Annotated in this window: 27 protein-coding genes; 8 read left to right on the top strand and 19 right to left on the bottom strand. The window is 63.4% G+C overall.

All coding sequences use genetic code 11. From position 1 onward, the window contains the following. Positions 1-128: 128 nt before the first annotated feature. Positions 129-458 carry a hypothetical protein gene (locus tag RMCB_RS36630; protein WP_234792192.1) on the bottom strand — a complete coding sequence of 110 codons (330 nt, stop codon included), beginning with the start codon at positions 456-458 and terminating at the stop codon, positions 129-131. A 15-nt stretch (positions 459-473) separates the two neighbouring features. Further along, entirely contained in the window at positions 474-956 is a 483-nt protein-coding gene (locus RMCB_RS36625) for a hypothetical protein (RefSeq protein WP_234792191.1), read from the bottom strand. Here RMCB_RS36625 and RMCB_RS19755 point away from each other — a divergent pair. Then, complete coding sequence (locus RMCB_RS19755; protein ID WP_062830146.1) at positions 955-1,221, top strand: acyl-CoA-like ligand-binding transcription factor; 267 nt, start codon at positions 955-957, stop codon at positions 1,219-1,221. The genes RMCB_RS36625 and RMCB_RS19755 overlap by 2 nt on opposite strands. Before the next feature lie 44 nt (positions 1,222-1,265). Here the strand turns inward: RMCB_RS19755 and RMCB_RS36620 are convergent, their stop codons facing one another. Both RMCB_RS36620 and RMCB_RS19745 read right to left on the bottom strand, forming a co-directional pair. Further along, on the bottom strand, positions 1,266-1,553 hold the full coding sequence (locus tag RMCB_RS36620) for a hypothetical protein (protein ID WP_072278506.1): 288 nt from the start codon (positions 1,551-1,553) through the stop codon (positions 1,266-1,268). Then, positions 1,550-2,707 carry a 3-ketosteroid-9-alpha-monooxygenase, oxygenase component gene (locus RMCB_RS19745; RefSeq protein WP_062830145.1) on the bottom strand — a complete coding sequence of 386 codons (1,158 nt, stop codon included), beginning with the start codon at positions 2,705-2,707 and terminating at the stop codon, positions 1,550-1,552. The genes RMCB_RS36620 and RMCB_RS19745 overlap by 4 nt, the downstream gene beginning before the upstream one ends. A 139-nt stretch (positions 2,708-2,846) precedes the next feature. On the opposite strand from RMCB_RS19745, the gene RMCB_RS19740 reads away from it, so the two are divergent. Next, positions 2,847-4,523: a 3-ketosteroid-delta-1-dehydrogenase gene (locus RMCB_RS19740; protein ID WP_062830144.1), complete on the top strand. Its 1,677-nt coding sequence runs from the start codon at positions 2,847-2,849 to the stop codon at positions 4,521-4,523. A 28-nt stretch (positions 4,524-4,551) separates the two neighbouring features. Here RMCB_RS19740 and RMCB_RS19735 read toward each other — a convergent pair whose 3' ends face one another. Beyond that, the gene (locus RMCB_RS19735; RefSeq protein WP_062830143.1) at positions 4,552-5,220 is read right to left on the bottom strand and encodes a PadR family transcriptional regulator; all 669 of its coding nucleotides are present in this window, start codon (positions 5,218-5,220) and stop codon (positions 4,552-4,554) included. Between the two features lie 120 nt (positions 5,221-5,340). On the opposite strand from RMCB_RS19735, the gene RMCB_RS19730 reads away from it, so the two are divergent. After that, positions 5,341-5,868 carry a flavin reductase family protein gene (locus tag RMCB_RS19730; RefSeq protein WP_084388556.1) on the top strand — a complete coding sequence of 176 codons (528 nt, stop codon included), beginning with the start codon at positions 5,341-5,343 and terminating at the stop codon, positions 5,866-5,868. Between the two features lie 234 nt (positions 5,869-6,102). Here the strand turns inward: RMCB_RS19730 and RMCB_RS19725 are convergent, their stop codons facing one another. The 4 genes from RMCB_RS19725 to RMCB_RS36615 form a co-directional block, all read right to left on the bottom strand. After that, on the bottom strand, positions 6,103-6,756 hold the full coding sequence (locus tag RMCB_RS19725; RefSeq protein ID WP_072278505.1) for a hypothetical protein: 654 nt from the start codon (positions 6,754-6,756) through the stop codon (positions 6,103-6,105). Further along, complete coding sequence (locus RMCB_RS19720) at positions 6,753-7,562, bottom strand: Rv1363c family protein (protein ID WP_234792190.1); 810 nt, start codon at positions 7,560-7,562, stop codon at positions 6,753-6,755. The genes RMCB_RS19725 and RMCB_RS19720 overlap by 4 nt, the downstream gene beginning before the upstream one ends. 131 nt (positions 7,563-7,693) lie before the next feature. Continuing rightward, positions 7,694-8,095 (bottom strand): Rv2576c family protein, encoded by a 402-nt coding sequence (locus tag RMCB_RS19715; RefSeq protein ID WP_062830277.1) that lies wholly within the window; start codon positions 8,093-8,095, stop codon positions 7,694-7,696. Beyond that, positions 8,095-8,421: a hypothetical protein gene (locus RMCB_RS36615; protein ID WP_072278512.1), complete on the bottom strand. Its 327-nt coding sequence runs from the start codon at positions 8,419-8,421 to the stop codon at positions 8,095-8,097. The genes RMCB_RS19715 and RMCB_RS36615 overlap by 1 nt, the downstream gene beginning before the upstream one ends. A gap of 186 nt (positions 8,422-8,607) precedes the next feature. On the opposite strand from RMCB_RS36615, the gene RMCB_RS19705 reads away from it, so the two are divergent. Continuing rightward, positions 8,608-9,114, top strand: a complete 507-nt coding sequence (locus RMCB_RS19705; RefSeq protein ID WP_062830141.1) for an Rv2253/PknI dimerization domain-containing protein — start codon at positions 8,608-8,610, stop codon at positions 9,112-9,114. A gap of 55 nt (positions 9,115-9,169) precedes the next feature. Here the strand turns inward: RMCB_RS19705 and RMCB_RS19700 are convergent, their stop codons facing one another. From RMCB_RS19700 to RMCB_RS19665, 8 genes are read right to left on the bottom strand one after another with little or no spacing between them, the layout of a single operon-like run. Further along, positions 9,170-10,729 (bottom strand): MCE family protein, encoded by a 1,560-nt coding sequence (locus tag RMCB_RS19700; protein ID WP_062830140.1) that lies wholly within the window; start codon positions 10,727-10,729, stop codon positions 9,170-9,172. Next, positions 10,729-12,009 carry an MCE family protein gene (locus RMCB_RS19695; protein ID WP_084388555.1) on the bottom strand — a complete coding sequence of 427 codons (1,281 nt, stop codon included), beginning with the start codon at positions 12,007-12,009 and terminating at the stop codon, positions 10,729-10,731. The genes RMCB_RS19700 and RMCB_RS19695 overlap by 1 nt, the downstream gene beginning before the upstream one ends. After that, the gene (locus RMCB_RS19690; protein ID WP_062830139.1) at positions 12,006-13,484 is read right to left on the bottom strand and encodes an MCE family protein; all 1,479 of its coding nucleotides are present in this window, start codon (positions 13,482-13,484) and stop codon (positions 12,006-12,008) included. Before RMCB_RS19690 ends, RMCB_RS19695 begins: the two co-directional genes overlap by 4 nt. Then, positions 13,481-14,563, bottom strand: coding sequence for an MCE family protein (locus RMCB_RS19685; RefSeq protein WP_062830138.1), 1,083 nt, complete (start codon positions 14,561-14,563; stop codon positions 13,481-13,483). The genes RMCB_RS19690 and RMCB_RS19685 overlap by 4 nt, the downstream gene beginning before the upstream one ends. Continuing rightward, the gene (locus tag RMCB_RS19680; protein WP_062830137.1) at positions 14,563-15,594 is read right to left on the bottom strand and encodes an MCE family protein; all 1,032 of its coding nucleotides are present in this window, start codon (positions 15,592-15,594) and stop codon (positions 14,563-14,565) included. The genes RMCB_RS19685 and RMCB_RS19680 overlap by 1 nt, the downstream gene beginning before the upstream one ends. Next, positions 15,591-16,784, bottom strand: a complete 1,194-nt coding sequence (locus tag RMCB_RS19675; RefSeq protein ID WP_062830136.1) for an MCE family protein — start codon at positions 16,782-16,784, stop codon at positions 15,591-15,593. Before RMCB_RS19675 ends, RMCB_RS19680 begins: the two co-directional genes overlap by 4 nt. Before the next feature lie 15 nt (positions 16,785-16,799). Further along, on the bottom strand, positions 16,800-17,645 hold the full coding sequence (locus RMCB_RS19670) for an MlaE family ABC transporter permease (RefSeq protein ID WP_062830135.1): 846 nt from the start codon (positions 17,643-17,645) through the stop codon (positions 16,800-16,802). A gap of 17 nt (positions 17,646-17,662) precedes the next feature. Beyond that, entirely contained in the window at positions 17,663-18,475 is an 813-nt protein-coding gene (locus tag RMCB_RS19665) for an MlaE family ABC transporter permease (protein ID WP_062830134.1), read from the bottom strand. A 221-nt stretch (positions 18,476-18,696) separates the two neighbouring features. On the opposite strand from RMCB_RS19665, the gene RMCB_RS19660 reads away from it, so the two are divergent. Beyond that, entirely contained in the window at positions 18,697-19,527 is an 831-nt protein-coding gene (locus RMCB_RS19660; protein WP_456152463.1) for an SDR family NAD(P)-dependent oxidoreductase, read from the top strand. A 71-nt stretch (positions 19,528-19,598) separates the two neighbouring features. Continuing rightward, complete coding sequence (locus RMCB_RS19655; protein WP_109784359.1) at positions 19,599-20,012, top strand: hypothetical protein; 414 nt, start codon at positions 19,599-19,601, stop codon at positions 20,010-20,012. Positions 20,013-20,096: 84 nt separating this feature from the next. Here RMCB_RS19655 and RMCB_RS19650 read toward each other — a convergent pair whose 3' ends face one another. Continuing rightward, positions 20,097-20,684, bottom strand: a complete 588-nt coding sequence (locus RMCB_RS19650) for a dihydrofolate reductase family protein (RefSeq protein WP_084388554.1) — start codon at positions 20,682-20,684, stop codon at positions 20,097-20,099. A gap of 120 nt (positions 20,685-20,804) precedes the next feature. Here RMCB_RS19650 and RMCB_RS19645 point away from each other — a divergent pair, with 120 nt between their 5' ends. Then, complete coding sequence (locus RMCB_RS19645; RefSeq protein WP_062830131.1) at positions 20,805-21,269, top strand: DinB family protein; 465 nt, start codon at positions 20,805-20,807, stop codon at positions 21,267-21,269. 33 nt (positions 21,270-21,302) lie between these two features. Here RMCB_RS19645 and RMCB_RS19640 read toward each other — a convergent pair whose 3' ends face one another. Further along, the gene (locus tag RMCB_RS19640) at positions 21,303-22,157 is read right to left on the bottom strand and encodes a helix-turn-helix transcriptional regulator (RefSeq protein WP_062830130.1); all 855 of its coding nucleotides are present in this window, start codon (positions 22,155-22,157) and stop codon (positions 21,303-21,305) included. An 86-nt stretch (positions 22,158-22,243) separates the two neighbouring features. Here RMCB_RS19640 and RMCB_RS19635 point away from each other — a divergent pair, with 86 nt between their 5' ends. Then, positions 22,244-23,020, top strand: a complete 777-nt coding sequence (locus RMCB_RS19635; protein ID WP_029367736.1) for an SDR family NAD(P)-dependent oxidoreductase — start codon at positions 22,244-22,246, stop codon at positions 23,018-23,020. Positions 23,021-23,085 lie beyond the last annotated feature (65 nt).

Genomic DNA, 23,085 nt, shown 5'->3' with positions numbered 1-23,085 from the left:
AGGAAGTTGAAGAGATCGGCATGATCGGGATCTTTTTCATGGCACTTTCGCGGGGGTCTGGCGCTGCGGCTGCCGCGGCGTCATTTTCTTCTCTTCGGGTGTTGGTCCATACGCAGAAGGGGCTCGCCTTACGCGAACTTGAAATCCTTGGGCGGCAAGTTTATGGCCAGCTTGCATCCTGGGAAGAATGGCGCTGAAATACTTTGCTCAAACGTGCAATTCATCCATGCCCGCGCCGGCGGATACAGGACCTCGTCAAGGTAGCGTTGTAGAACTTCGCAACGGCGCATGTTCAGCACAACGTGATCGGGGTTGTGAACGATGTACTCGCCGCCATAGCCCAAGGTGCCGTCGATACTCAGGCATGCCAGCTTCAGATAGTCCACCACGTGCACCGGTTCGATCTTGAGCACCTTGGCCAGCTTCGGGTACTGGTAATCGATGATCATCTGGTACATGTCCGGTAACGCCAGCTAAACTTCCTCCTCGGGAATGACTTTCACCCATTGGTCGATGAAGCAGTTGTGGTCCTTGAGGTACTGATCCCAGTAGGTCGTTATGAGGCGGCGCAGAGCAGGTTTGGTCAGATCGCCGGTTTGCACATCGAACGGGATGGCCTGGTATTGCGGGTTTTTCCAGTCCCACTCCGGCGGTGCGAGAAACCGACTCATCGGCATCACCTGGCGCATTCCACCGCGCGACACCTCCTCGGCAATGTCGATCGCCGTAGCCAGCCCACACTTGGGGGCGTATGTCTGGATATGGGCGTAGGGCATGAACACCATGACGTCTTCGAATACTCGGGCGAGTCGAGCGAGGAATTCCTGCGAGAAGTCCTCGATGTTACCCACCTTTCCCATGAAGTCGTGCTGGTAGTCGTCATAGTTGAGGCTCGTCCGAGCTTTCAGCGCCGAGGTTTCCAAACGCGGTGAACTTGAGATCGATCGCAGGTTCATGGCACTGATGATCAATAATCCGCAATACCGCCTGCGATGGCTGGATTGGGGGCAGGACATGGTCGACCCCGTCACCGAATTCCTCGCCACCCGTGTCCATCTGGACGAGGATCCGTTTGCCCGTGCGGTGCCCGCTCATCTGGTGATCCAGATCAGCCGCGAGGCCTATATCCATTGGGCCGAAGGCGGCGACTTCGATCATCTGCAGTCGGCCTTGAGGGCTGGAATACACATCGTCATGCGCGCCTTGACAACGCTGCCGTAGCGAAATTCGTTCGTCGAGCGGGAATTGGTAACTTCGGCAGAGAATCAGAGTTCATCGAGGACAGGCAGTGAACCATTGCGTACCGCGGCCTCGATGGACATCCTCAGCTGCTGACACACCAGAAGCCCAGCGCCCCCGGTGTCCCCACATCCCCGAAGCCGGCGCGGCGAATAGATGCTCGCTACTGTGCATTTCGATCGAGACGCGGCATTCCACTGCACGCTGGTCTGCTCCCAGCTGCTCTTTCGAACCAAAACGTGCGCCCCGCATGACAAACACGTGATCGGCGTCATGGGCGCGTCACGCAGCCGGTTGTCGGGGCGGAGACTCATTGCGTCAAGCCCACCAATCTGGGAAGTCGATTGGCCGCAAGATTCTGTTCGACCTCCTTCATCCACGCCTCGCGCGGACGAGAGGTGTCGATCTCGAATTCGAAGCGGTCCACCATGTCTGGGGCTATATCTGCGGTATCGACGTAGAACTGCTCGTACCACCGACGCAGCTGATACACCGGACCATCCTCTTCGCACAGCAGCGGGTTGTCGATTCGAGCCTTTCGCCGCCAGATGGCCACGTCCTGCTCGAAGCCGATCTTCACGAAGTCCCCCAGGGCGATCGCCATCTGCGTGGCTGCTTCTTCCGGCAGCGCCTCCGACTTCTCCACGGTGATTCCATATTGCAGCACAAAGGAATCCGCGTCGATGGGATAGTGGCAATTGAGCAGCACCGTGCGCTGATCGCCATGCTCGTAGTGGTAGGTCAGGTCATCGATCATGAATGACGGACCGTAATAGGACGCCACCGAGGTCGTGCCGAGAATCTTGGCGCTCTCGCCAGAACCGAGATCCGGCCGCGCCTCGCTCCTGTAGTACTGCGTGGCCACATAGCCTTCGAAGATGTTCTTGAACTCGGTCGGCAGCCCGCCGTGGATGTAGAAGAAGTGCGCCATATCGACGACATTGTCGATGATCTCGCGACAATTGGTGTTGACCGTCGTGGTGTACCAATGCCAGTCAGTCCAGGTGTCACCGCCCACCCCCTCGATACGCGGAATGGTGACGTCGACGGGTGGCGCCTTCTTCTCAGGATCGTTCCAGACGAACAACATCCCGTCCTGCTCGATCGTGGGCCATTTTGCAGTACGGGCAAGCTTGGGCACCCTACGGCTGTAGGGGATCTGCTTGCAGCGGCCGTCGCCGCCCCAGCGCCAATCGTGGAACGGGCAGGCGATCTCGTTGCCTTTGACCTCACCGTCGGACAGGTCGCCACCCATGTGCCTGCAGTAGGCGTCAAGTGCGTTGATGTTGCCGTCTTCTCCACGAAAGATTACCAGCTTGCCACCGAATGCGTTGATTGCGTGTGGTTTACCGTCACCTAGATCGCGGGTCAAACCCAGGCAGTGCCAGCCGCGCGCAAATCGCCTCGGGGCGGCATCGGCCTCGATCTGCCGAATGTCGCCTGCGCCGTCGGACTGCAACGAAGTCATGCCGCCATCCTCTTCATCTGATCGCTTACCAAAGGGACTAATCCTGTTGTAGCACCGGCACCGTGGACGAACCGACGCTGTGTTCCACTGACTGGGCAGGCCAGACACAAAGCTGCGACGTTCGTCTGAGAATCGGCGAGTGGATGATCCCCAGAACATGATTGTCGATCTGCTGGTTGTCGGCTCGGGAACCGGCATGGCCGCAGCACTCGCGGCCCACGAATTGGGTCTTTCAACACTCATAGTGGAGAAGACGGAGTACGTCGGAGGGTCGACCGCCCGCTCGGGTGGAGCGTTCTGGATGCCGGCGAACCCAGTCCTGACAGAGGCCGGTTCGGGAGACACAGTGGCAGCCGGACGCACGTACCTTGAATCCGTCGTGGGCGATGCTGCACCGATCAGCCGCGCGCACTCATTTCTGGATCACGGCGCCGCGACGATCGACATGCTGCGCCGCACCACCCCCATGAAATTTCAATGGGCGAAAGGCTATTCGGATTACCACCCGGAGCTGCCAGGAGGCAGCGCGGTCGGTCGCACGTGCGAATGCCGGCCGTTCAACACTTCGATACTGGGCCGGGAACTGGCGCGCCTGCGCCCCGGGGTGATGAAGTCGTCTTTCCCAATGCCGGTGACGGGTGCGGACTACCGCTGGCTGAACCTCATGGCGCGGGCACCCCGCAAGGCAATACCGCGCATCATGCTGCGCGCAGTGCAAGGGATCGGCGGCCTGGCCCTACGCCGACGCTATGCCGCCGGCGGGCAGGCTCTCGCCGCGGGCATGTTTGCCGGCGTCATTCGCGCTGGGATCCCGGTATGGACCAGCACTCCGCTCGTCCGGCTGCTCACCGACGGCGTCCGCGTCAACGGCGCGGTAATCAGCCGTGATGGCTCATACGTCACGATCACAGCGCGCCGGGGCGTCGTCCTGGCGGCCGGCGGATTCGACCATTCGATGGACTGGCGCCACAAATTTCAATCCGAATCGCTCGGCGAACACTTGAGTCTGGGAGCCGAGGGCAACACCGGTGATGCGATCCGCACCGCCCAGGAATTGGGCGCCGGGACCGCTCTGATGGATCAGGCGTGGTGGTTTCCGGCGTTCGCTCCCCTATCCGGGTATGCGCCCACCGTCATGCTCGCAGAGCGGTCGCTTCCGGGATGCCTGTTGGTCGATCAGACCGGCAACCGGTTCATCAATGAGGCAATCGACTACATGTCGTTCGGGCAACAAGTGCTGCAGCGCGAGCGCGCAGGGACACCGGTCGAGACCATGTGGATGGTTTTCGATCAGCAGTACCGCAACAGTTATCTGCTTGCCGCAGAGCTCTTTCCACGCATGCCGATTCCACGGCAATGGTACGACGCCGGCATCGCGCACCGCAGCGATGATCTCGCCGGACTGGCCAGGTCGATGGGTGTCGACCCGGCATCGCTGATCTTCACGATGAAGCGCTTCAACCAGTTGGCGCGCGCGGGTGAGGACGCCGACTTCGGCCGGGGAGCCAGTGCCTACGACCGCTACTACGGCGATCCGACCGTGACGCCGAATCCGAACCTGCGCGCCCTCGATCACGGCCCCTTCTACGCAGTCAGAGTAGTCCTCAGCGACCTTGGGACATGTGGTGGTCTGCAGGTAGATGACCTCGGTCGGGTATTGCGCGAGGATAGCTCGGTCATCGAGGGCCTGTACGCAATCGGCAACACGGCTGCCAATGCGTTTGGTGCCAGCTATCCCGGTGCGGGCGCGACCATCGGGCAAGGATTGGTGTTCGGCTATATCGCCGCGCGTCACGCCGCTGGGCGCATGAACTGATCGGAGGAGCAGGGCTGGCCGAGACCGGTCAGCCCTGCTCCTCCTCGGCTGCAATCCGCCGCTCGACCTCATACCAGTACTCACGCACAGGCCATTGAATACCCGTCACACCGGCTTGGGTGAACAAGTCACCGGCGGCATCGATTTCGTCGATCAACTGCTGTGCCAGATCCCGCTCAGCGGCGTAGTACCGCTCGGACCACCGCAGCGCCAAGTGCGCATACGACCAGGCCGGCTGCTCAGCGGTCCAGCGTGCCTCCGTCACAGCGGCACGCTGCATCCGATCGGCGTAGGCGACATGCTCGCCGAGTATTTCCTTGAGATGGTCAGGGCTGGTCAGGTGCCCCAAAATCACCCGCATCAGTGGATGATGCTTGAGGGTGGGCGGTTCAACCGGCTCTTCGTTACTCCATCGGGTGACCGCGGTCAGTCCGTCATCGGTGATTTTGTAGATTCGCCGACTGCGGGTGCTGCCCTCCACGCGTGAGGTGACCAAACCCAGCTGTTCGAGACGCTTGAGTTCAGAGTAGATCTGACTGTAGGCGGGAGTGGAGTAGAAGAACCGTATCGCCCAGTTGATCCACTTCTTGATGTCGTACCCGGAGAGCTCGTCTCCCCCGGACAACATGCCTAGCAGCGCCCACCCTGTGGGGGCGAGGTTAGGCCGGTCGGTGGGTTCTCGGGCAGCTTCCGTCACCGCCCAAGGCTAGCAACAGCCCGAGTGGCCCAGGTGCTGCGACAACCACTGACTGGGAGGACTCGTTGCAGGTAGGTCCCGTCGGCGCGACAGTTGAGGCGGTCTAACCAAAGGAGGAGCATGCCCGACGAGACGACCGCTGCTGGGCGCGGCGCACTACTCACACCGTTGGCCCCGGCAATGCGCCGGGTCCTCGGGCACTTCTGCACGGGCATTGCGGTGATCACGGCACACGATGGCGCCCACCCTATTGGCTTCACCTGCCAGTCGGTCACCTCTGTGTCGCTCGAGCCGCCGTACATTTCGTTCTGCCCGTCGGCCAATTCGACCAGCTGGCCCTTGATCCGTGAGGTCGGTTCGTTGTGCGTGAATGTCCTCGCAAGAGGTCAACGCGACGTCTGTGCTCGGTTCGCCACCCGCGGCGGCGACAAGTTCAAGGAGGTGGACTGGTTCGCCGGCAGCAACGGCGCTCCCACCCTCGTCGGCACTCTTGCCGCAATCGAGGCCGACGTCGAGTTGGAGCATGCCGCCGGAGACCACACCATCGTGGTGGCGCGTGTGACGGGACTGTGGGCACATGACGAACGCTCCCCGCTTCTCTTCTTCCGCGGCGATTACGGAGTGTTCGATGAGAACGACGATGTCTGATTCAGATTCGGCACAGTCCGGCGTCCGCACAAACGAGGCATACGATCGGGTATTCGCCGTGGGACACACCAGCGACCCGATTCCCGTTGTCGACGTCGAACGCGAAGAGTCGCTTTACGAACCACTGACAGACTCTCTGCGGCGCCTGATCGATGTGACGATCCGCAGCGAAGCTGCCGACAGCGTTGTGACGCAAGCGAGCCGGTCTGCTGCTAAGTCCCCGGCGCCGATGGATCAGACCGGGTCGAAGGCCGAGATCAACCATTTCCCATCGAGTTTGGTCAGGCTGACGACCACGCTGCTGGCGGTCAACGCGGGGTCGGGCCGCTCCTTGCTCACGGTCTCCTGATTGAGGAAAACCAATACCTTCGCCGATTCAGGATGGATTTCCATCATGGCGGCGCGCACAACTTGAGCGCTGGCCTTTATGCCTTTGTCTCGTACCGCCGGTGCCACCACGTCTGAGGTGAACTTTCCATAGTAGGTCAGGAAGTCGCCGACCATCAACGCCCGGGCGGTTGCCAAGTCTTTGTCGAGTGTTTCGGGGGCATACGACAACAGCGCCACGGTTCCGGTCGACGCGGCCTCGACGACGCCCTTGACCGCCACTGGGCCGGTCTCCTGAGCGACTCGGTACTGCGTGAAATACAGGATTGTGGCCGAGGAGGCTGATGACACGAGCAGGATTACGACAACGACGACGCGCCATCGCATCGCCAGAGCGCGCAATGTTCGCCCGGCTCTGCCGGGTTTCCTCGCCGGTTCGGCGGGCAGTGGCTCATCCTCGGACTCCTCGGCCACCGGTTCCACGAAGTCCGGATCGGCGACCGCAATATTGCCGCCGTCATCCTCGATGGTGGCCGTGGCGATTTCGTCGTTGACTGTCATGGCACAAACTCCACTTTCGACATCTTGATCTGATCGCCCTCACGCTGCAGGTCCACGCTGAGGCGCCAGGTGCGCGGCGCGTCCTTTGCCCCGGCCGCATTCGTGACCGTGGACGAGGCCGTCACCAACACCACCGCCGAATCGTGGGTCATCGACTCCACGGCTGCGGCGTTGGCAGTGGCCGCTGTGGTGACCTTCGCGTCTTTGGCTACTTTGATGAAATCCTCAGCGGCATGCTGAAAGTCGTCTCTGAACGCCCCGGTGGAGTTGTCGACGATGCGCTGCACATCGCCCTGGGCATTGTTGAAGTCGATGGACATCAACGTGACGACGACCTGGCGCGCGGCGGCGGTGAATTCAGCGCGGTCATGCGCCTCTCGAAGCACCTTCTGTTGATGCCATACGAAGTATCCAGTCGCGGCGACCAGCACCGCGGTGCAGGCAAGGGCCAACGCGGCGGCAACGATCGACGGGCGCGGTCGGGCCAGCCCCAGCCTGGGCAAGCGCCTGCCGTTGGGTTGCCTTGCCACCATGTCGGCATGAGAGGCTCCACCGTCCGACGCAGTCTTGCAGGCGTCAACCTCGGCCGCCTCGGCTGGGCGACTGGCGGCGGCCTGCTCACGCAGCCGCAGAGCCCGGGTACGAGCCGCCATTGCAGCCGATTCGGCTTCAGCGACCTCTGCCTCTGCCTGTTCGGCGAGCAGCGCGGCCTGGTCTGGTGTCAGTTCTGCTTCGTCAGCTTCCGCGTACTCCGAATTCCGGAGCGGTTCTTCTCGGTCACGCTGCGTCCTCGCACCTCGTGTCATGATCTGCAACTGCGTTCCTCCGATGGCGAATGTGACCGCGGCCACGTCCCGATATCCGCACGGTAATCCGCGGAACCCCCTCGACAGTTCGCCGTTTCCCACCCAGTGGGCAGGCATATCGTCGCCGCGCACTACCAGTGACGTAGCGCGCAGAGTGCTCCCTTCGGGCCACCGCTCCTCGTCACGGAGACACCATCAACGGCCAACTCGCAGTGGAACATCGGAGAGGTCGGCAATCGCCCGCTGGTCGCAGTGACCATGGCCCACTGATCAGGGTCGGCCAGCATCACATCGATCACCCATGGCTGGCCCGGACCGATTGTCGCCTCCACCTTGGGGCTGAATTCATAGGGGTTGTGACTGTAATCCGCCCACGTGGGCGGGTCGACCTCTCGATAGTAGATGTCCGCGGTTACTTGGCTTTCCGCCGAAACCTTGTAGGTCACGCGGTGCAGAACCGGATCGTCTGCGTGGGCCTGAACCGGCGTACACAACAATGGCGCTGCGAAAGCCACAATTACGGCTCTACGCATCAGTCTCCCCGTCCCCACATGGCAGTCCCATTTCGCGACTGACAACTCAGGAACAGGCCATCGGGAGCTTGGGCCACCCAATTCTCGTAACCTTCACAGCTTGAACCGAACTCTTTGACGCCAGCCATCGAGGGCGACCGGAAATACCTCGGCTCGTAGCGGCGCGGCGAGCCACAAAACACCAGCCGACCCCACGAAGTGGTGCCGAAGACGAAGTATGCGGTGTCCGAGCATGGCGCCCCAAGCACCACTCCCGGGGCAATACCGGGAACACACGACGGATCGCCACAGGTCGATGGCTCGGCCGCCGCACTGCCGGGCGTCATCAGCACAGATGCCAATACCGTCGCCACGGCCAGAGTCGTTCTCACAGGGTCACTTTGACATGCACTCGGCGGGTACCGGAGTCGATATGTCCGCTCAGTGGGCACACCCGCTCGTTGGGCCGATTGCCGGTGTTAGCGTCGGGCACCGCCGAATTCGCGCCGAACGGCCAGTCTGAGGAGTAGGCGATGTCGCGTGTAATCGTGTTGGTGTCGACCAGCGTAGCCGTAGTGGTCGGTGTCTTGACCGGGCCCACGGCCGTTGCCGACGACTCGTCGTGGGGACTGAACGGTACCTACGTCGCAACGTCCAACGGCGAGTGGGCCCGCAAAAACGAGGTCTTCTACGAACAAGACAGTGTCCGCAGCACCTGGGCGATCAGCACGCAGTGCAGCTATCCGGGCGAATGCACGGGAACGGTGCACAGCGAATGGGGTTGGACAGCACCGATTTATCAGAAGAGTGGGGTCTGGTACGTCAAGCACACCGTCGACAACTGGGTGCCATGCCAGGACGGAACGACAGCTCCCGGTCTGCAGGTTTTCCGCTTCAAAGCGATGACTCCGGATGGGGCGATGTCCGATCCCGCTTCCACGACTCTGGTGGGTGAAGACATCACCACGAGCCCTAGCGGTGCCTGCGGCGTCAACAAGCCCGTTTACATCAATATGCCGTTCAAGCTAGTCAAGGCGTGACGTGTGCCGGTAAGCCGGCGCCACTTACGGGACGCCGGCATCGCAGCCACTCGAGTCACTTGGGAAGTAAGTCTTCCCAAGTCCCCGCAGCCGGTGTCGCCAAATCGGCCTGGCTGTATACCTTCCCGTCCGGGGTCGCATATTGACCCGTCTTCGGGTCGTACGTCGCGAAGGCCACGGAGGGGCCCGCGGCGCCCGGGGCAAATGCGCTGGGCGCAGCAGGCAAAGCGCCGCCGGCAGGCGCCTGGGGCACGACGGGTCCGACCGGGGGCGGCGGCACTGCCCCATCGGCCGGCACGGAAGTCGGTGGCGGCGTACCCTCCGTCGGCCCGAAGATCTGGTCGCCGAAATTGACCCGGTCATCAGGCGGTACACCCTGGGCAATCAGATTCGGGTCGATTGGGTACGGGCCCGTGACGTGCTGTCGCATGGCCAGCGGCTCGTAAGGCTTGTCGCTGTCGCAGATTTCAACGGAAGGGGCGCGCTTCCCCGGATGGTCCATGCACGGGAAGTTACGTGCCCCGCGCACCCCGATCGGTGAGTCCTGCGGCAACTTGCAGTACAACCCGTCAGGGGTGTCAACGTCAGTCAAGTCCGCCGGTGACCGCCATGACGACGGCGGCAAGAAGCCAACCGTACACGCCGGTGGGTCGCCCAGCGTGAGACTGAATTCCGACAACGCCATACCCGTTGGATTGTTCAGGGAAGATCCGTAGGACTGGGTTGCAGCCAGGTATGGCGGCAAGAGCACGAGCAACTGTTCGATCGACGGATGGTAGGTCACGCCGATCTGGCCGATCGTGGTCAGGTTGGCCAACATCACCGGCAAGGTGGGCTTGACCTGGTTGAGCAACTGCGTGGCTTGGTCGGCGGCCCCGGAGCCGGTCCGCAGGATGGTACGCAGGGCGGTGTCGTCCGCAGCCACTTGCTGGCTGATCCCGGCCAGGCCCTGCGCCCAGGTACGTATCGCGTCGACGCTGGCAGCCTGACCGTCGAGCAACGGTCGGCTGTCGTCGACAAGTGTGCGCGTCTGATCCGCGGTGTGGTTGGCGTCGGCGCTCAGCCGCGCCGATGCGTCGAACAACGCGGCCAGGTCATGGCCGGTTCCGTTGAGTGCCTTGAATGATTCGCCGAGCAGGTCACCAAGTTTGCCTGAGGGGATACTGTCCACCAGCGCACTCATCTGATCGAGCATGGGGCCGACCGGAGGTGGGATGGATGCGTTGCTTTCGGCGATAACCGAACCATCTTGCAGGTACGGCCCGGTATCGGTACGGGGCCGCAGATCCACGTACTGTTCGCCGACGGCAGAGATACTGCGCACGTCGGCCTGCAAGTCCGCCGGGATCTTCGGCGTCTTTTGTAGCGACATCGTGACGACGGCGCCGTGTCGGGTGGGTGCAACGTCTGTGACCTTGCCGACCTCGATCCCGCGATAAGTGACATTGGCGAACTGGTACAGGCCTCCTGTCGACGGCAGCTCCAATGTGACTGTCATGCGGCCGATTCCGACGAGCACGGGGGCCTGCAGGTAGACAAGCACCATCATCGTGAGCCCGATGATCGAAGCGATCGAAAAGACGACCAGTTGAGTGCGGACGAAGCGGGTGAGCATCAGTTTCCGCCTCCCTGTCCCGTGGGGGCGTTCGCCGGCTGGTCGTCGCCCGACGGTGCCGGTGGGGCGTCGGGGGTGGCCCGCTCGGTCGGTGCGGGCGGGTTGTCTGCGCCGTGAGCCCCCGGCACGTCGACCAGCGGCGGGATCGGGGCAAGTTCAGTGGGGACCGGGGTAACGGGCGCTTTGAGCGGATCCAGCGTGTACGACGAGTACCACGGATCTCCCGGTGCGGGGACAAGCGATGCGCCTGGCTCGCCCCATCTGGTCCCGAGCAGGATTCCGCTCTTGAGTCTGGGGATCGTGAAGTCGAAAACGATGAACTGGTTCATGTAGTCGCCACGGATGCCCCGGTCGATGAATTCCTGCGTATATGGGTAGGTCGGAAGGTACGACAGCGCCGTCACGAGATCGGGTCCGACATCTGCCAATGCGCGCACGGTGGGTTCGAGATTTTTCAAGTTACGGACGAGGTCAGCCTGCGAGTCATTGATCAGACGATCGGCGGTGGCACTGAGACTGCCGAGCTTCTCCAATGCGGTGGTGATCTGGGGTCGTTGCTCGACCAGAATCTGTAGGGCAGCAGGGATCCGGTCAAGCGCTTTCGTAACGACATCGCGTTGTGCGGCAACGGTGCCGGCAAATCGGTTCAATGCGCTGATCGTCGCAACGATGTTCTCGCGCTGGTTGTCCAGAATCGTCACCACGCTGTTCATTCGGGTGAGCAAGTCGCGGATCTGGTCAGACCGACCGTCGAGCGCGGCGTTGAAGTTGTGGATTATGTCGCCGATCTGGGTGAGACCGCCACCGTTGACCACGGTCGACAGCGACGACAGCGTCTGCTCGGTCGACGGGTAAGTCGAGGAGCGATTCAGCGGAATGGTCGAGCCGGGCTGCAAGCGGCCTGTTGGAGGTTGGCCTACTGGGGGATCCAGCGCCAGGTGCATCGAGCCCAACAGGCTTGTCTGTCCCACGGTGGCTACCGCGTTCGCAGGCACGACGACATCCGGCTTGACCGATACATCCACATCGGCGTTCCAGTCGTCGACCTTCATCCTGCCCACCGTGCCAACAACCACATCGCTGACCATGACCGGCGAATTCGACTCCAACGTACCCACATTCGGTATCTGGACGTGATACATCACGGCATCGACATCGCTACCGACGGTGCCGGGCAATGGCAGCGAGTTCACACCGTCAAATGTGCAGCCTGAGAGGGCCACGGCGCTGGAGCAAGCCGCTGCGAACAATCCGCGCGCCGACCTGCGTCGTGTCTTCATGGCGTCCCTCCTGGTGGTGGCGGCACGGCAGCGGCCTCTGCAGGCAACAACATCTCCGGCAAGCTCGATGGCTTCCGCGTGGGCGGCGGGAGCATCACGCCGGGTACGGGGGGAATCGGGGCGCCGGGGAACAGTGCAGGCTGTGGATCCGCCGGCAGACCGCCAGGCGTGTACGCGCCGGGCGGATGTGCGGGATCTGCCCAACCGGCGGGCGGCGCAACGTCACCTGCACCGGTGTAGGCCGATACCGCGGGAGGTATAGCGGCTGGGCTGTCACCTGTGCCGCCACCCCCGGGGGCAAGTCCCGGTTGGGAATAGACGACGTTCTGGGGGGCGGGTCCCAGGTAGGCGTTGAAAGGCATCGGCAGGTAGTTGAAATTCATCAGACGCAATGCGGGGCCCAGATATTGAGCGCAGGCCTTGGCCGACTGCTCTGCGGTGGCGTTCTCGACGGCTCCGATGGCCGAACAGAGGAGCGCGACCGGGTTGGCGAAGTTGTTCATGGCGAACGACCCTCGTGGGCCTCCGGTGTCCGGGTTGTAGATGTTGTAGCCGTTGACGAGTGCATTTGGTGCCGCATGCAGCACGTTCTTGACCACCATGGCGTTGTCCGTCAGGACCTGGGTGACGTTCGCCAGCCGCTGGATCTGCTCCGCGGTCTGATCATGTGACCCTGCGATGAACCGCTGCACATCGCCGACAGCGCCGGATAGATTGTTGATGGCGGCATCGAGATCGGATCGGCTCGCGTCGACCGTACTGGTCACGTCGGCCAGTCGATCTTGGAACTGCACGATCTGAACATTGCTGTCGCGCAGCGCGGTAACGAATGTTTGCAGGTTCTTGATGACGTCGACGATGTTCGCGCTACCCTCGCCGAGAACGCGGCCCACGGTGGACAACTGGGTAATCGTCTCGTGCAGTTTCTCACCGTTTCCGTCCATGGCGTTGGCGGCCGTATCGATGAAGCGGCCGAGCGATGTATCCGACACGCCGTTGGCGGGGCCGAGTTCGGTCGCCAAGCGAGTCAGCTGCGCTTTGACTTCGTCCCACTCGACAGGCACCGCCGTACGATTCAGCCCGATCTCCGCGTGGTCGGCCATCACCGGGCCGCTCGCAGCGGGGCTCGAACCGTAGGCCGGGGTCAGCTGGACGTAGCGTGCCGAGACCAGGTTCTGGGCCACGATGATCGCCTGCGCATCGGCCGGGATGGGCACGTTGCGGTCAACGCTCAGAGTGGCTTTGGCCCGAGTGCCCTGCGGCTCGATCGCGTCGATGGTGCCGACCTTGACGCCAACGACCCGAACATCGTCGCCCGGATAGATCGCCGTCGCTGAACTGAAGTAGGCGACGATCGTCTTGGGGCTGAACAGCTTCTGGTACAGCAGCCAACCCGAGCCCGCCACGATCAAGGCCATCAAGGCAGCGAACAGCACCTTGGCCAACCGTGGAGTGTGTCTACGTTCGGCCATCATCGCCCTCCTCCGGGAATACCGTTGTAGGGGAACGGGAACTCGGCGCGCGGTCCGGCGTTGTCAGGCGGCTGCCCAGCGTTGACACCACGGCGGAACCCCAACGCGTAATCCAGGAATGGCTGAATCGCGGATCCGGGCAGCAAATTGGAGGCGAACCCGTAGTAGTAGAAGCCATTGTTCACGGCCTCCCCTTGGGTGAGCTGATACTTCGCCAGCCCGGCAAGCGATTTTGTGAGGTTGTCCCGATTGCGTTCGAGCATCTGCAGGACCTTGTTGAGCTTCTCCAAGGTCGGGGCGAGTTTCTTCTCGTTGTCGGCGACCAAGCCGGACAGCTGCTGGGCCACCGCCGACGTACTGGCCAGTAGGTTGACGATCGCATACCGACGCTGCTGCAGGACACCGAGCAGATCGTTGGCGTTGAGAAGGAGCCGATTGACCTGCTGGCTGCGCTCGGACAGGATCCCCGTGACATCGGCGGCACTCTTGAGGAGCCCGGACAGCGATTCGTCACGATTGTTGAGCGACTTGGAAAGTCGGGTGACACCGTCGAAAGTGGGCGCCAACTGGGGGGCTATCCGGTCGATGGTCTCCGACAAGGTGTCGAGCGACTGATTGATGGCCGAGGTGTCGGTGCCCGCGGTGTTCGAGGTGAAGTCTGATACCGCATCGGTCAGCGAATACGGCGACGCGGTGCGGGTCAGCGGGATGACACCCGAGGCACCGAGGCTGCCACTGCCGCGCGGTTGCAGTGTGAGGATCCGCTGGCCGAGCAGGGTCCCGGTCCGGATCTGCGCGGTCGTCTCGGATCCTAGGCGGACCTTTCCGTTGACCGCGAACGTCACCAGTGCACGGCCATTTTCGAGTTCGACGCTGGAGACGGTGCCGACGTTCACACCCGAGACCTTGACGTCGTTGCCCGCCGACAATCCTCCGGCCTCGGCGAACACGGCGTGATACCTGACCGACGTCGCCATCGACCACAGCTGTTGGGGCTGCATGCCGGCGACGATGGTCAGGATGATCAGCACCAGGCCGAGGAAACCGGTACGGACGAGCTGTTTTCCACGATATTTGTGCATCAGGGTTCTGCGCACCTTCCGGTGTTCTGAATGACCCAGGGGAAATGAGCGGTCCGTCCCTGCAGGTCGGTCACCCGCACCGACACGCCGCAGATGTAGAGGTTCAGCCAGCTGCCGTAGGAACCGAGCCGAACCAGCTTGCGATAGTTGGCGGGAGTCTTCTGCAGTGTCAGGTCGAGCCGGGCCATGTCGTTGTCGTTCGACAGCAGCGGAGCCAGTCGGCTCAATTGGTCGACGGTGCCAGACAGCGGCGGACGGGATTGAGTCAGCAGGTCGGCGAGCGACGCTGTCCCCTTGTCCAGCGCGGTGATCGCGTCTCCGATCGGGTCCCGGTCGGCGGCAAGGCCTGTGATCAGATTCTCCAGGCGGTCCACCGCACCGGAGAATTTGTCGCCATCTTTCGCGACGGTGGCCAGGGTGTCGTTGAGGTTGGCGATCAGCTGTGAGACGGTTTGACCGTTGTCGGCGACAGCATTGGTGAACGACGAGGTCCTCGCGAAAAGCGATTCCACATCACCACTTTGGCCTTGCAAGATCTGGATCAGGGAGCCGGTCAACGCGTTGACGTCCTGAGGATTCAATCCACGGATGACAGGTTTCAGACCGCCGAGCAGCAAGTCGAGGTCGAGAGCTGGTTCAGTCCTGTCTACCCCGATCCGTGACCCCGGGGGCTGAATCCTTGCCGCACCGGGCCGATTGACGAGTTCCAGATAGCGATCACCGACGAGGTTGAGGTAGCGGACCGCCGCCCGTGTCCCTTCCGTGAGCCGGACGGAGTTGTCGGCGTCGAAGGTCACGACGACCGTGTTGTCCGATTGCAGGGCCACATCCTTGACGGTGCCGATGCGGATTCCGGCCACTCGCACCGAGTCTCCCGATTTGAGACTGGAGGCGTCGGCGAACACTGCGGAATAGCTGCTGCTCGAACCGGATCGGTACTGCCCGAAGATTGCGAACAACGCCGCCGTCAGCAGCGTCATCACCACCGCGAAGACACCGAACTTGACGGCGGTTCGTCCCAGGCCCGTCATCCCGGTTGTCCGATCTGAGCGGAGTTGCGGGGCGGGCCGTCCAACGGTCCGTACAGCATCTGCTTGAGACCGTCGGAGTTGAGCAGGATGCCCTGGTTACCGTATTGCGCCGGATTGGCGTTGACATCTGTGACGACAAACGGTGGATGCTTCTGGAACGGCACCTTCGGCAGGTCTGTGCATTGCGGACCACCTGTCGCCGCCACCTTCGGAAGGTTCGCTGGATATCGGTACCGCTCCTGGCCGAGAACGACGGTCTGCAGCAACAGCCCGCCAGGAACCGGGCTGCCGGGTGCCTTGGCAAGCTGCGCGGCTCCACCAAGCCCGCAGGTAAGTGCCTCGTGGTACTGATTGGTCAGGTCGGTCGTCGGCGCAAGCAGGTGCATCACATCGGTGATCGCCTGGCGGTTGGTGCCAACCACGTCATTGCCTACATCGGACAAGCCGATCACGCTCAGCAGCACCGCGTCGAGGCTGCGCTGCTCGTCAACAAGCATCTGACTGGAGGTGGTCGCGGCTTTGGCGCTCGTGAGTAGATCCGGTGTGACATCGGCGTAGGCACTCGTCACCTGCGGCGCCACTGCAAGCTCATGCTCCATCGCGGGCAGGCTCGGGTCGATCTTGGTCAGGAATTCATCGAGATCGGACAACGTCTGGCCCATCTGCCCGCCTCGCCCATCAAGAGCCGATGACAGTGCGCCGAGGGTCTCGTTGAGTTTGTCCGGTTCGATCTTCGACAGCACCGATGACAGCTGCTCGAAGACGGTGTTGATCTCCACGGTGACGTGGTCGGCCGAAAGCACCTGCCCGGCTTGCAACGATTGTGTCGCCGGATCTTTCGGGGGAACGAACTCGACGAATTTCGAGCCGAACACCGTCGAGGACGCTATATCGACACCGGTGTTGGCCGGAATCAGGTCCATCCGTGCCGGGTCGATCGCCAGATGGATCGCCGCCTGACCGTCGGGCAGCGACTCGATGGACTCGACCGAACCCACCTGTGCGCCATGCAATTTCACCTTGGACTGAGGGTTCATCACCAAGCCGGCCCGCGACGAGAGCACGGTCACCGGCACAGCCTTGGTGAAGCTACCCCGGAACAGCCCCACCGCTACAGCCACAATCGCCACGACGATGGCTGCGGTCGCCAATCCGGCCAACGGACGCACCACATTCGGATTTCTCTTCATCGACTCGACGCGCTCCTAACCCGACAGGTTGAAGTTGCCGTTGGACCCATAGATCGACAGTGACACCAGCAGAGTCACCGAGATCACCACGATGAGTGAGGTACGCACCGCGTTGCCCACCGCCACCCCGACGCCCGACGGCCCTCCCGCCGCGAAATATCCGAAATACGTATGAACCAGAAGGACTGCCAGCGCCATGAGGATGGCTTGAAGGAAAGACCACAGGAGGTCGATCGGGTTGAGGAAGGTCGAGAAATAGTGGTTGTACAGACCCGCGGACTGGCCGAACATCACGACGGTGGTGAGTTTGCTGGCGACGAACGACAGGATCACCGCGATGGAGTACAGGGGCGCGATGGCGACCATGCCCGCGACGATGCGGGTGCTGACCAGGTACTCGACCGGCCGGATGCCCATGGTCTCGAGTGCATCGATCTCCTCGCTGATCCTCATGGCTCCCAGCTGAGCGGTGACACCGGCACCGAAGGTGGCGGCCAACCCGATACCGGCGACGACCGGAGCTGATATCCGCACGTTGATGAAGGCGGCGAGGAATCCTGTCAGGGCTTCGATGCCGATGTTGCCCAGAGAGCTGTATCCCTGGACTGCGAGGGTTCCGCCGGCAGCCAGGGTCAGAAAGCCGACGATCACGACCGTGCCGCCGATCATCGCCAGTGTGCCTGCGCCCATGCTGATCTCGGCGACCAGCCGCACGATCTCGCGGCGGTAGTGCACCGCGGCGTGGGGCATTCCGGCCAAGGCCCTGCCGTAGAACAGTGTGTGGTCGCCCAACCGACTCGCGGCCTCGATCGGCCTGTTGAGTTCCCGGGAGACCCGTGGGTAGAGCGCACGTATTGTCATCGCGAATCCTCCCGGCCTCAGTGCGCCGTCATCCGGATACCGATCGCGGTGACCACCACGTTGACCACGAACAGCGCCATGAACGCGTAGACGACGGTTTCGTTGACCGCGTTGCCAACCGCCTTGGCGCCGCCGCCGCTGATCGTCAGCCCTCGATAGCAGGCAACCAGTCCGGCGATGAGCCCGAACAGCGCCGCCTTGACACAGGAAATGATGACTTCGGGCACGCCGGTCAGCAGGGTGATCCCGGCAGCGAAGGCGCCAGGGTTGACCCCTTGGATGAACACCGAGAAGGCGTAGCCACCCAGGATGCCGATGATGACGACCAGACTGTTGAGAAGCAAAGCCACCAGCCCGGAGGCCAACACGCGGGGCGCAACGAGCCGTTGGACCGGATTGATCCCCAGCACCTCGAGCGCGTCGATCTCGTCGCGTATGGTCCGTGAACCCAGGTCGGCGCACATTGCGGTAGCACCGGCGCCTGCCACGATCAGCACCGTCACCATCGGCCCGACCTGGGTCACCGCCCCGAAGGCCGCGCCGGCGCCCGACAAATCGGCCGCGCCGAGCTCGCGCAGCAAAATGTTGAGGGTGAAGCTCACCAGCACGGTGAACGGAATGGCCACCAGCAGTGTGGGCAGCAAGGAGACGCGTGCGACGAACCACGACTGCTCCAAGAACTCCTTGCCCTGAAACGGTCGGCGGAACACGAACTTGACTGCGTCGGCAGACATCTTGAACAGACCACCGACGGCCTGCAGCGTTCCCGACGTGCCAGCGCTCAGCACGGGCAATCCGGTGGACCAGCGGTCCGCGGCCTTATTCACCATGTGTCACCGAATACTCCATTACGATCCGCCTACAGCCATCTCGGCAACGTGCCGAACTTGGTGGGGACGTCCCAAACCTTCGCAGCCATCCGTGATCGCGAACACACAACCTCCCACCCAATGGGAGCCGTCACTGCCAGGCGCCCGTCCAAGCCGCACCGTAGGTAGTCGCTGCCGGATCCGACGACGAGCCGGCCCCACATCGGACAGGAGCCACAACCGTGCCCACTGCACTGCCTGCATCGACGATCGCCCCGTCACGCTTCGCCAACCGTCGGGTGTTGATCACCGGCGGCGGCTCCGGCATCGGCCAGGCATGCGTGCTGCGCATCCTGGCCGAAGGCGGTCGGGTCGTGGCAGCCGACATCAGCGCAGACGGACTGGACGACACCGTTTCTAGGGCTGTGGAATTCGGGGAGCGGCTGACCACCGTGGTGATGGACGTAGGCGACGAGGAATCGGTGCGCACCGGTGTCAGCCGCGCCGTCGAGGCCGTGGGTGGCCTCGACACCCTGGTCAATGCCGCCGGGATTCTGCGTTCAGCGCACCTGGCGGCAACCAGCCTCGATGATTTCGAACAAGTGGTCCGGGTCAACCTCGTCGGCACCTTCCTGGTGACCCGTGAAGCGATCGGCCCGCTGCATGAGGGCAACGGGCCGGCCGTGGTGAATTTCAGCTCCACCTCCGCGCAATTCGCACACCCCTACATGGCGGCCTACGCAGCTTCGAAAGGCGGGGTGCTGGCGATGACACACGCGTGGGCATCAGAGTTCTCCAAGGCCGGGATCCGGTTCAATTCCGTTCAGCCAGGGTCGATCTCATCGGGTATGACCGACGGCTCCGGCGAGTCGCGACAAAGTGTCGGCCCAGGTCTACCCGATGACGCCGACTACACCCTGTTCGGCAAGGTCGCCCCGATGCTGCCCATTGACGGTGGCGCAATCTTCGCGGCTCCCGACGCAGTCGCCGGTGTGGTCGCCCTGCTCGGCAGCAACGATGCGTATTTCATCACCGGCACAGAGGTCCGTGTCGACGGCGGTTCGCACATGTGACGTGACCGCCGAAACTGACTCGGAGACAACACATGCCGATTCCGAAGCCCATCGTCGCCCTCGCCAGTCTGATGACCGCGGTCGGCTGGCTGTCACCCGTCGCGCACGCCACCCCCTTCTATGCCAACTACCAGTTGCTCATTCCCGACCGGTACGACTTCCACACCTGGACATGGGCAGTCTCGTACTGCGTTCCGGAAGCCCATGACTGCGTACAGATCAACGCGATACCGATGCCCATCGCGAAGGCGTTCGAGTACCGCGGAAACGCCACCCTGACCGACGGCCGTTACACACTGACCGTAGATGTGCCAGACGGGCTGCGCTGCGGCAACGTCTACTACGGTCCGGTCGTCGCGACCCGAGACGTGTACTCGTGGGATGCGCAGACCCTGACCGGCACGCTGCAGTCCTCATTCGCGGCGGGCTGCGACGGCGCACCGAGTGGAACGTTGACCTATCCGTTCTCACTGGTTCGGCTGTAGGCCCGAGAAACGCCCGGACCGACGCGGTTTGCCCGTAAGCACCCACTCAACCTCGGCGGTCCGTCGTGCCAGCCCTGTGATCTCTCAGGACATCACAAGATGCAGGGACGGCCGGTAGGTGAGCTCCTGGATGCGGCCGTCGAGCGTGCGGCTCTCGATCAGCTCGAGGTCGAAGTCGGCAGCACCCCGGAAGATCGGGTCGTCGCCGGTCTGGCCGGTGATGACCGGGAAGATCGTCACCTGGATGCGATCGACCAGGCCGGCGGCCATCAGCGCCCGGTTCATCGACAGGCTGCCGTGCGAGCGCAGCGGCACGTCGGACTCCTCCTTGAGCCGCGCGACGACGTCGACGGCGTCACCGCTCGCCACGGTCGCGTCCGGCCAGTCCAGCGGCCCGGCCAGGGTGCTCGAGACGACCGTCGCAGGCAGGTTGCGCATGCGGGTCACCCAGGGATCGCCAACGGACTCATCGGTGCCCGAGCCCAGCAGCTCGGTGAACGTCCGATAGGTGTTGGCGCCGAACACCATTCGCTGCTCTTCGCCGTAGAGCGCGAGACGGTGGTCGAGCAGTTCGGGACCTTGCTTGCCCCAGTAACCACCCCAGTCACCGCCGTTGATCCCGCCGTAGCCGTCGAGGCTGGAAAAGACGTCGAAGGTGTATGTGGCAGCCATGATGCTCTCCTCGGGTGTCGGATTTGTCGATATAGACGCGGCGCCAAGGCAAAACTCATCGCGCTTGCCCCAACAGCAAGTCCGCGTGCCATCGGAGCCGAGTCAGGCAAGACTCGGCACATGCCTCACGACACCCCGCCACCGCGGACCGGGTCCGACGAGACCACGACCCTGCGCGGCTTTCTCGATTACCTCCGCACCTCGATCGCGGCCAAGGTTGACGGAACACCCGAACCTGCCGTGCGAACGCCCGCGGTGCCGTCGGGCACCAACCTGCTCGGCCTCGTCGAGCACCTGGCCCACGTCGAACGCTGGATCTTCCTCGGCGAAGACGTCACCGACTGGCAGGCGACGTTCCGCGCGCCCGAAGCGGACAGCGTCACCGATGTCGTCACCCGCTACCGGGCCGCGGTCGCCCGCGCCAACGAAATGCTGGACGGCTGCGGCGATCTCGACGCGCCCGTGCCCGGACGCGCCGCCCCCAGCCTGCGCTGGGCCCTCACGCACATGATCGAGGAGACCGGACGTCACGCCGGCCATGCTGACATCATCCGCGAACTGATCGACGGCTCGACCGGCCGGTGAACACGACCCGCACGCGAGTAGGCCGGCTTTCCTTCAGCCCGGTACGTCCATCCTCTGGGTGCCAAGAACCGCCAGCAGCCGCATCGCCTCTTCCGACGGCGAGCCCGGTTCCGGCGTGTAGATCACGACACGTTGATCGCGGTCGGCGATGTCGAGCGAATCGCAGTTGACCGCGACCGGGCCGACCACCGGATGGGCGAACGTCTTGCACAGGGTCGGCCGGGACACGATGTCGTGCGCATTCCACAGCCCCGCGAATTCAGCACTGCCGGAACGCAGTTCGGCGATCAGCGCGTTGGTCTCCGGGTCGTCGGGATACCGTGCGGCAGTGGCGCGCAGGTGCAGTGCGGCAGTGTGGGAGAACTCGTCGGCGTCGGACACTCCGTACAGCCGTCGCCCGTCCGGCGGATGCGGCCCGAGAAACGCCCGCCGCACCAGGTTGCGGTCCCGGCGCGACAGTGCCGAGAAGTCCTCCATCAGCGCGCACGCCAGGTCGTTCCAGGCGAGCACCTCATAGGTCGCCGACAGCACGATGGCAGCGGCTTGCGGCAGCCGCTGGATCAGGTCGAGGATGCTCACACGAACCTCCCGCGGCGGGCCGGGTGGCCGCTCGAGTTCGACGCCGGCCAGCAGGTAGAGATACGCCCGCTCGGCATCGGAAAGGCGAAGTGCCCGAACCAGACCGGAAAGCACGTCAGCTGACGGGTGTGGGGCCCTTGCCTGTTCGAGACGCGTGTAGTAGTCGGTCGAGATGAACGCCAAGTGCGCGACCTCGTCGCGCCGCAGGCCAGGGGTGCGACGCCGTTGACCGACGGGCAGACCCACGTCGGCAGGCCGGATCCGCTCGCGCTTGCTGCGCAGGAACGCGCCGAGCTCTCGCTTGTCCACGCTGCCATTCTCCGTGGGACCGCCGACCGTAGCCAGGTACCGGTGATACCTGGATAAGACCGGCGCGCGCCCGCAGGCTCGCTGTCATGACTTCTCCGACGAAAACCGGCCTGCTGGAAGGCAAGATCGCATTCATCACCGGCGCGGGTCGCGGTATCGGCGCCGCGGCCGCCCGCCTGTTCGCCACCGAGGGCGCCACCGTCGTCCTCGCGGCGCGGACCGAGAGCGAGCTCAAGGCGGTCACCGAAGACGTCCGATCCGCGGGCGGCACTGCCGATTACGTGGTCTGTGACCTGGCCGACGGATCCAGTGTGCGGACCGCGGTACAGCGGGTCGTCGAGCTGTGGGGTCGTCTCGACATCGCCTTCAACAACGGCGCGACGATCCAGCCGCCGGGACCACTGCACGAGGTGTCCGAGGACGATTTCGACCATGTCTACACGGTCAACCTCAAAGGCCTGTGGCTGGCGCTGTCCGCCGAGGTGTCCGCGATCAGCGCGACCGCCAAAACCGGTGCGATCGTGAACAATTCCAGCGTCGGGAGCCTGCACAGCAATCCCGACCTGCCAGCCTACGGAGCGATGAAGCGCGCGGTCAACAGCCTCACCGAGTCAGCCGCCGTGAGCTACGGGCCGCAGGGAATCCGGGTCAATGCGATCGCTCCCGGACCGACCATGACGGAAATGATCCAGCAGTGGGAGGACGCGAGCCCCGGCGTGGTCGACCGGCTGATCGCGGACACACCGCTGCGGCGCGCTGCGCGGCCCGACGAGATCGCGGAAGCCGCCGCCTGGTTGCTCAGCGACCGCGCGTCCTACATCACGGGTGCAACGCTACGGGTCGACGGCGGAACCTGGGTGTGACCGAGGCGACCGGCAAATCCTCGGCTGTTGCCAGCCGGCCCAGGTAGCCTGGCGTCGACCGGGGA

The sequence above is a fragment of the Mycolicibacterium brisbanense genome (genome assembly GCF_001570425.1).
GTDB classification, from domain to species: Bacteria; Actinomycetota; Actinomycetes; order Mycobacteriales; family Mycobacteriaceae; genus Mycobacterium; species Mycobacterium brisbanense.
This window is presented reverse-complemented; position numbering and strand designations above follow the sequence as displayed.

Bases quoted from the DNA above. Each gene is read 5' to 3' on its own strand.
- RMCB_RS19655 (WP_109784359.1), top strand. From the start codon at position 19,599: ATGACCGCGGTCGGCTGGCTGTCACCCGTCGCGCACGCCACCCCCTTC.
- RMCB_RS19650 (WP_084388554.1), bottom strand. From the start codon at position 20,684: ATGGCTGCCACATACACCTTCGACGTCTTTTCCAGCCTCGACGGCTAC.
- RMCB_RS36615 (WP_072278512.1), bottom strand. From the start codon at position 8,421: ATGACGCCCGGCAGTGCGGCGGCCGAGCCATCGACCTGTGGCGATCCG.
- RMCB_RS19745 (WP_062830145.1), bottom strand. From the start codon at position 2,707: ATGACTTCGTTGCAGTCCGACGGCGCAGGCGACATTCGGCAGATCGAG.
- RMCB_RS19690 (WP_062830139.1), bottom strand. From the start codon at position 13,484: ATGATGGCCGAACGTAGACACACTCCACGGTTGGCCAAGGTGCTGTTC.
- RMCB_RS19670 (WP_062830135.1), bottom strand. From the start codon at position 17,645: ATGACAATACGTGCGCTCTACCCACGGGTCTCCCGGGAACTCAACAGG.
- RMCB_RS19680 (WP_062830137.1), bottom strand. From the start codon at position 15,594: ATGACGGGCCTGGGACGAACCGCCGTCAAGTTCGGTGTCTTCGCGGTG.
- RMCB_RS19635 (WP_029367736.1), top strand. From the start codon at position 22,244: ATGACTTCTCCGACGAAAACCGGCCTGCTGGAAGGCAAGATCGCATTC.
- RMCB_RS19695 (WP_084388555.1), bottom strand. From the start codon at position 12,009: ATGAAGACACGACGCAGGTCGGCGCGCGGATTGTTCGCAGCGGCTTGC.
- RMCB_RS19675 (WP_062830136.1), bottom strand. From the start codon at position 16,784: ATGAAGAGAAATCCGAATGTGGTGCGTCCGTTGGCCGGATTGGCGACC.
- RMCB_RS19645 (WP_062830131.1), top strand. From the start codon at position 20,805: ATGCCTCACGACACCCCGCCACCGCGGACCGGGTCCGACGAGACCACG.
- RMCB_RS19755 (WP_062830146.1), top strand. From the start codon at position 955: ATGGCACTGATGATCAATAATCCGCAATACCGCCTGCGATGGCTGGAT.
- RMCB_RS19730 (WP_084388556.1), top strand. From the start codon at position 5,341: ATGCCCGACGAGACGACCGCTGCTGGGCGCGGCGCACTACTCACACCG.
- RMCB_RS19715 (WP_062830277.1), bottom strand. From the start codon at position 8,095: ATGCGTAGAGCCGTAATTGTGGCTTTCGCAGCGCCATTGTTGTGTACG.
- RMCB_RS19685 (WP_062830138.1), bottom strand. From the start codon at position 14,563: ATGCACAAATATCGTGGAAAACAGCTCGTCCGTACCGGTTTCCTCGGC.
- RMCB_RS19725 (WP_072278505.1), bottom strand. From the start codon at position 6,756: ATGACAGTCAACGACGAAATCGCCACGGCCACCATCGAGGATGACGGC.
- RMCB_RS36620 (WP_072278506.1), bottom strand. From the start codon at position 1,553: ATGAGTCTCCGCCCCGACAACCGGCTGCGTGACGCGCCCATGACGCCG.
- RMCB_RS36625 (WP_234792191.1), bottom strand. From the start codon at position 956: ATGAACCTGCGATCGATCTCAAGTTCACCGCGTTTGGAAACCTCGGCG.
- RMCB_RS19700 (WP_062830140.1), bottom strand. From the start codon at position 10,729: ATGCTCACCCGCTTCGTCCGCACTCAACTGGTCGTCTTTTCGATCGCT.
- RMCB_RS36630 (WP_234792192.1), bottom strand. From the start codon at position 458: ATGTACCAGATGATCATCGATTACCAGTACCCGAAGCTGGCCAAGGTG.
- RMCB_RS19705 (WP_062830141.1), top strand. From the start codon at position 8,608: ATGTCGCGTGTAATCGTGTTGGTGTCGACCAGCGTAGCCGTAGTGGTC.
- RMCB_RS19665 (WP_062830134.1), bottom strand. From the start codon at position 18,475: ATGGTGAATAAGGCCGCGGACCGCTGGTCCACCGGATTGCCCGTGCTG.
- RMCB_RS19720 (WP_234792190.1), bottom strand. From the start codon at position 7,562: ATGACACGAGGTGCGAGGACGCAGCGTGACCGAGAAGAACCGCTCCGG.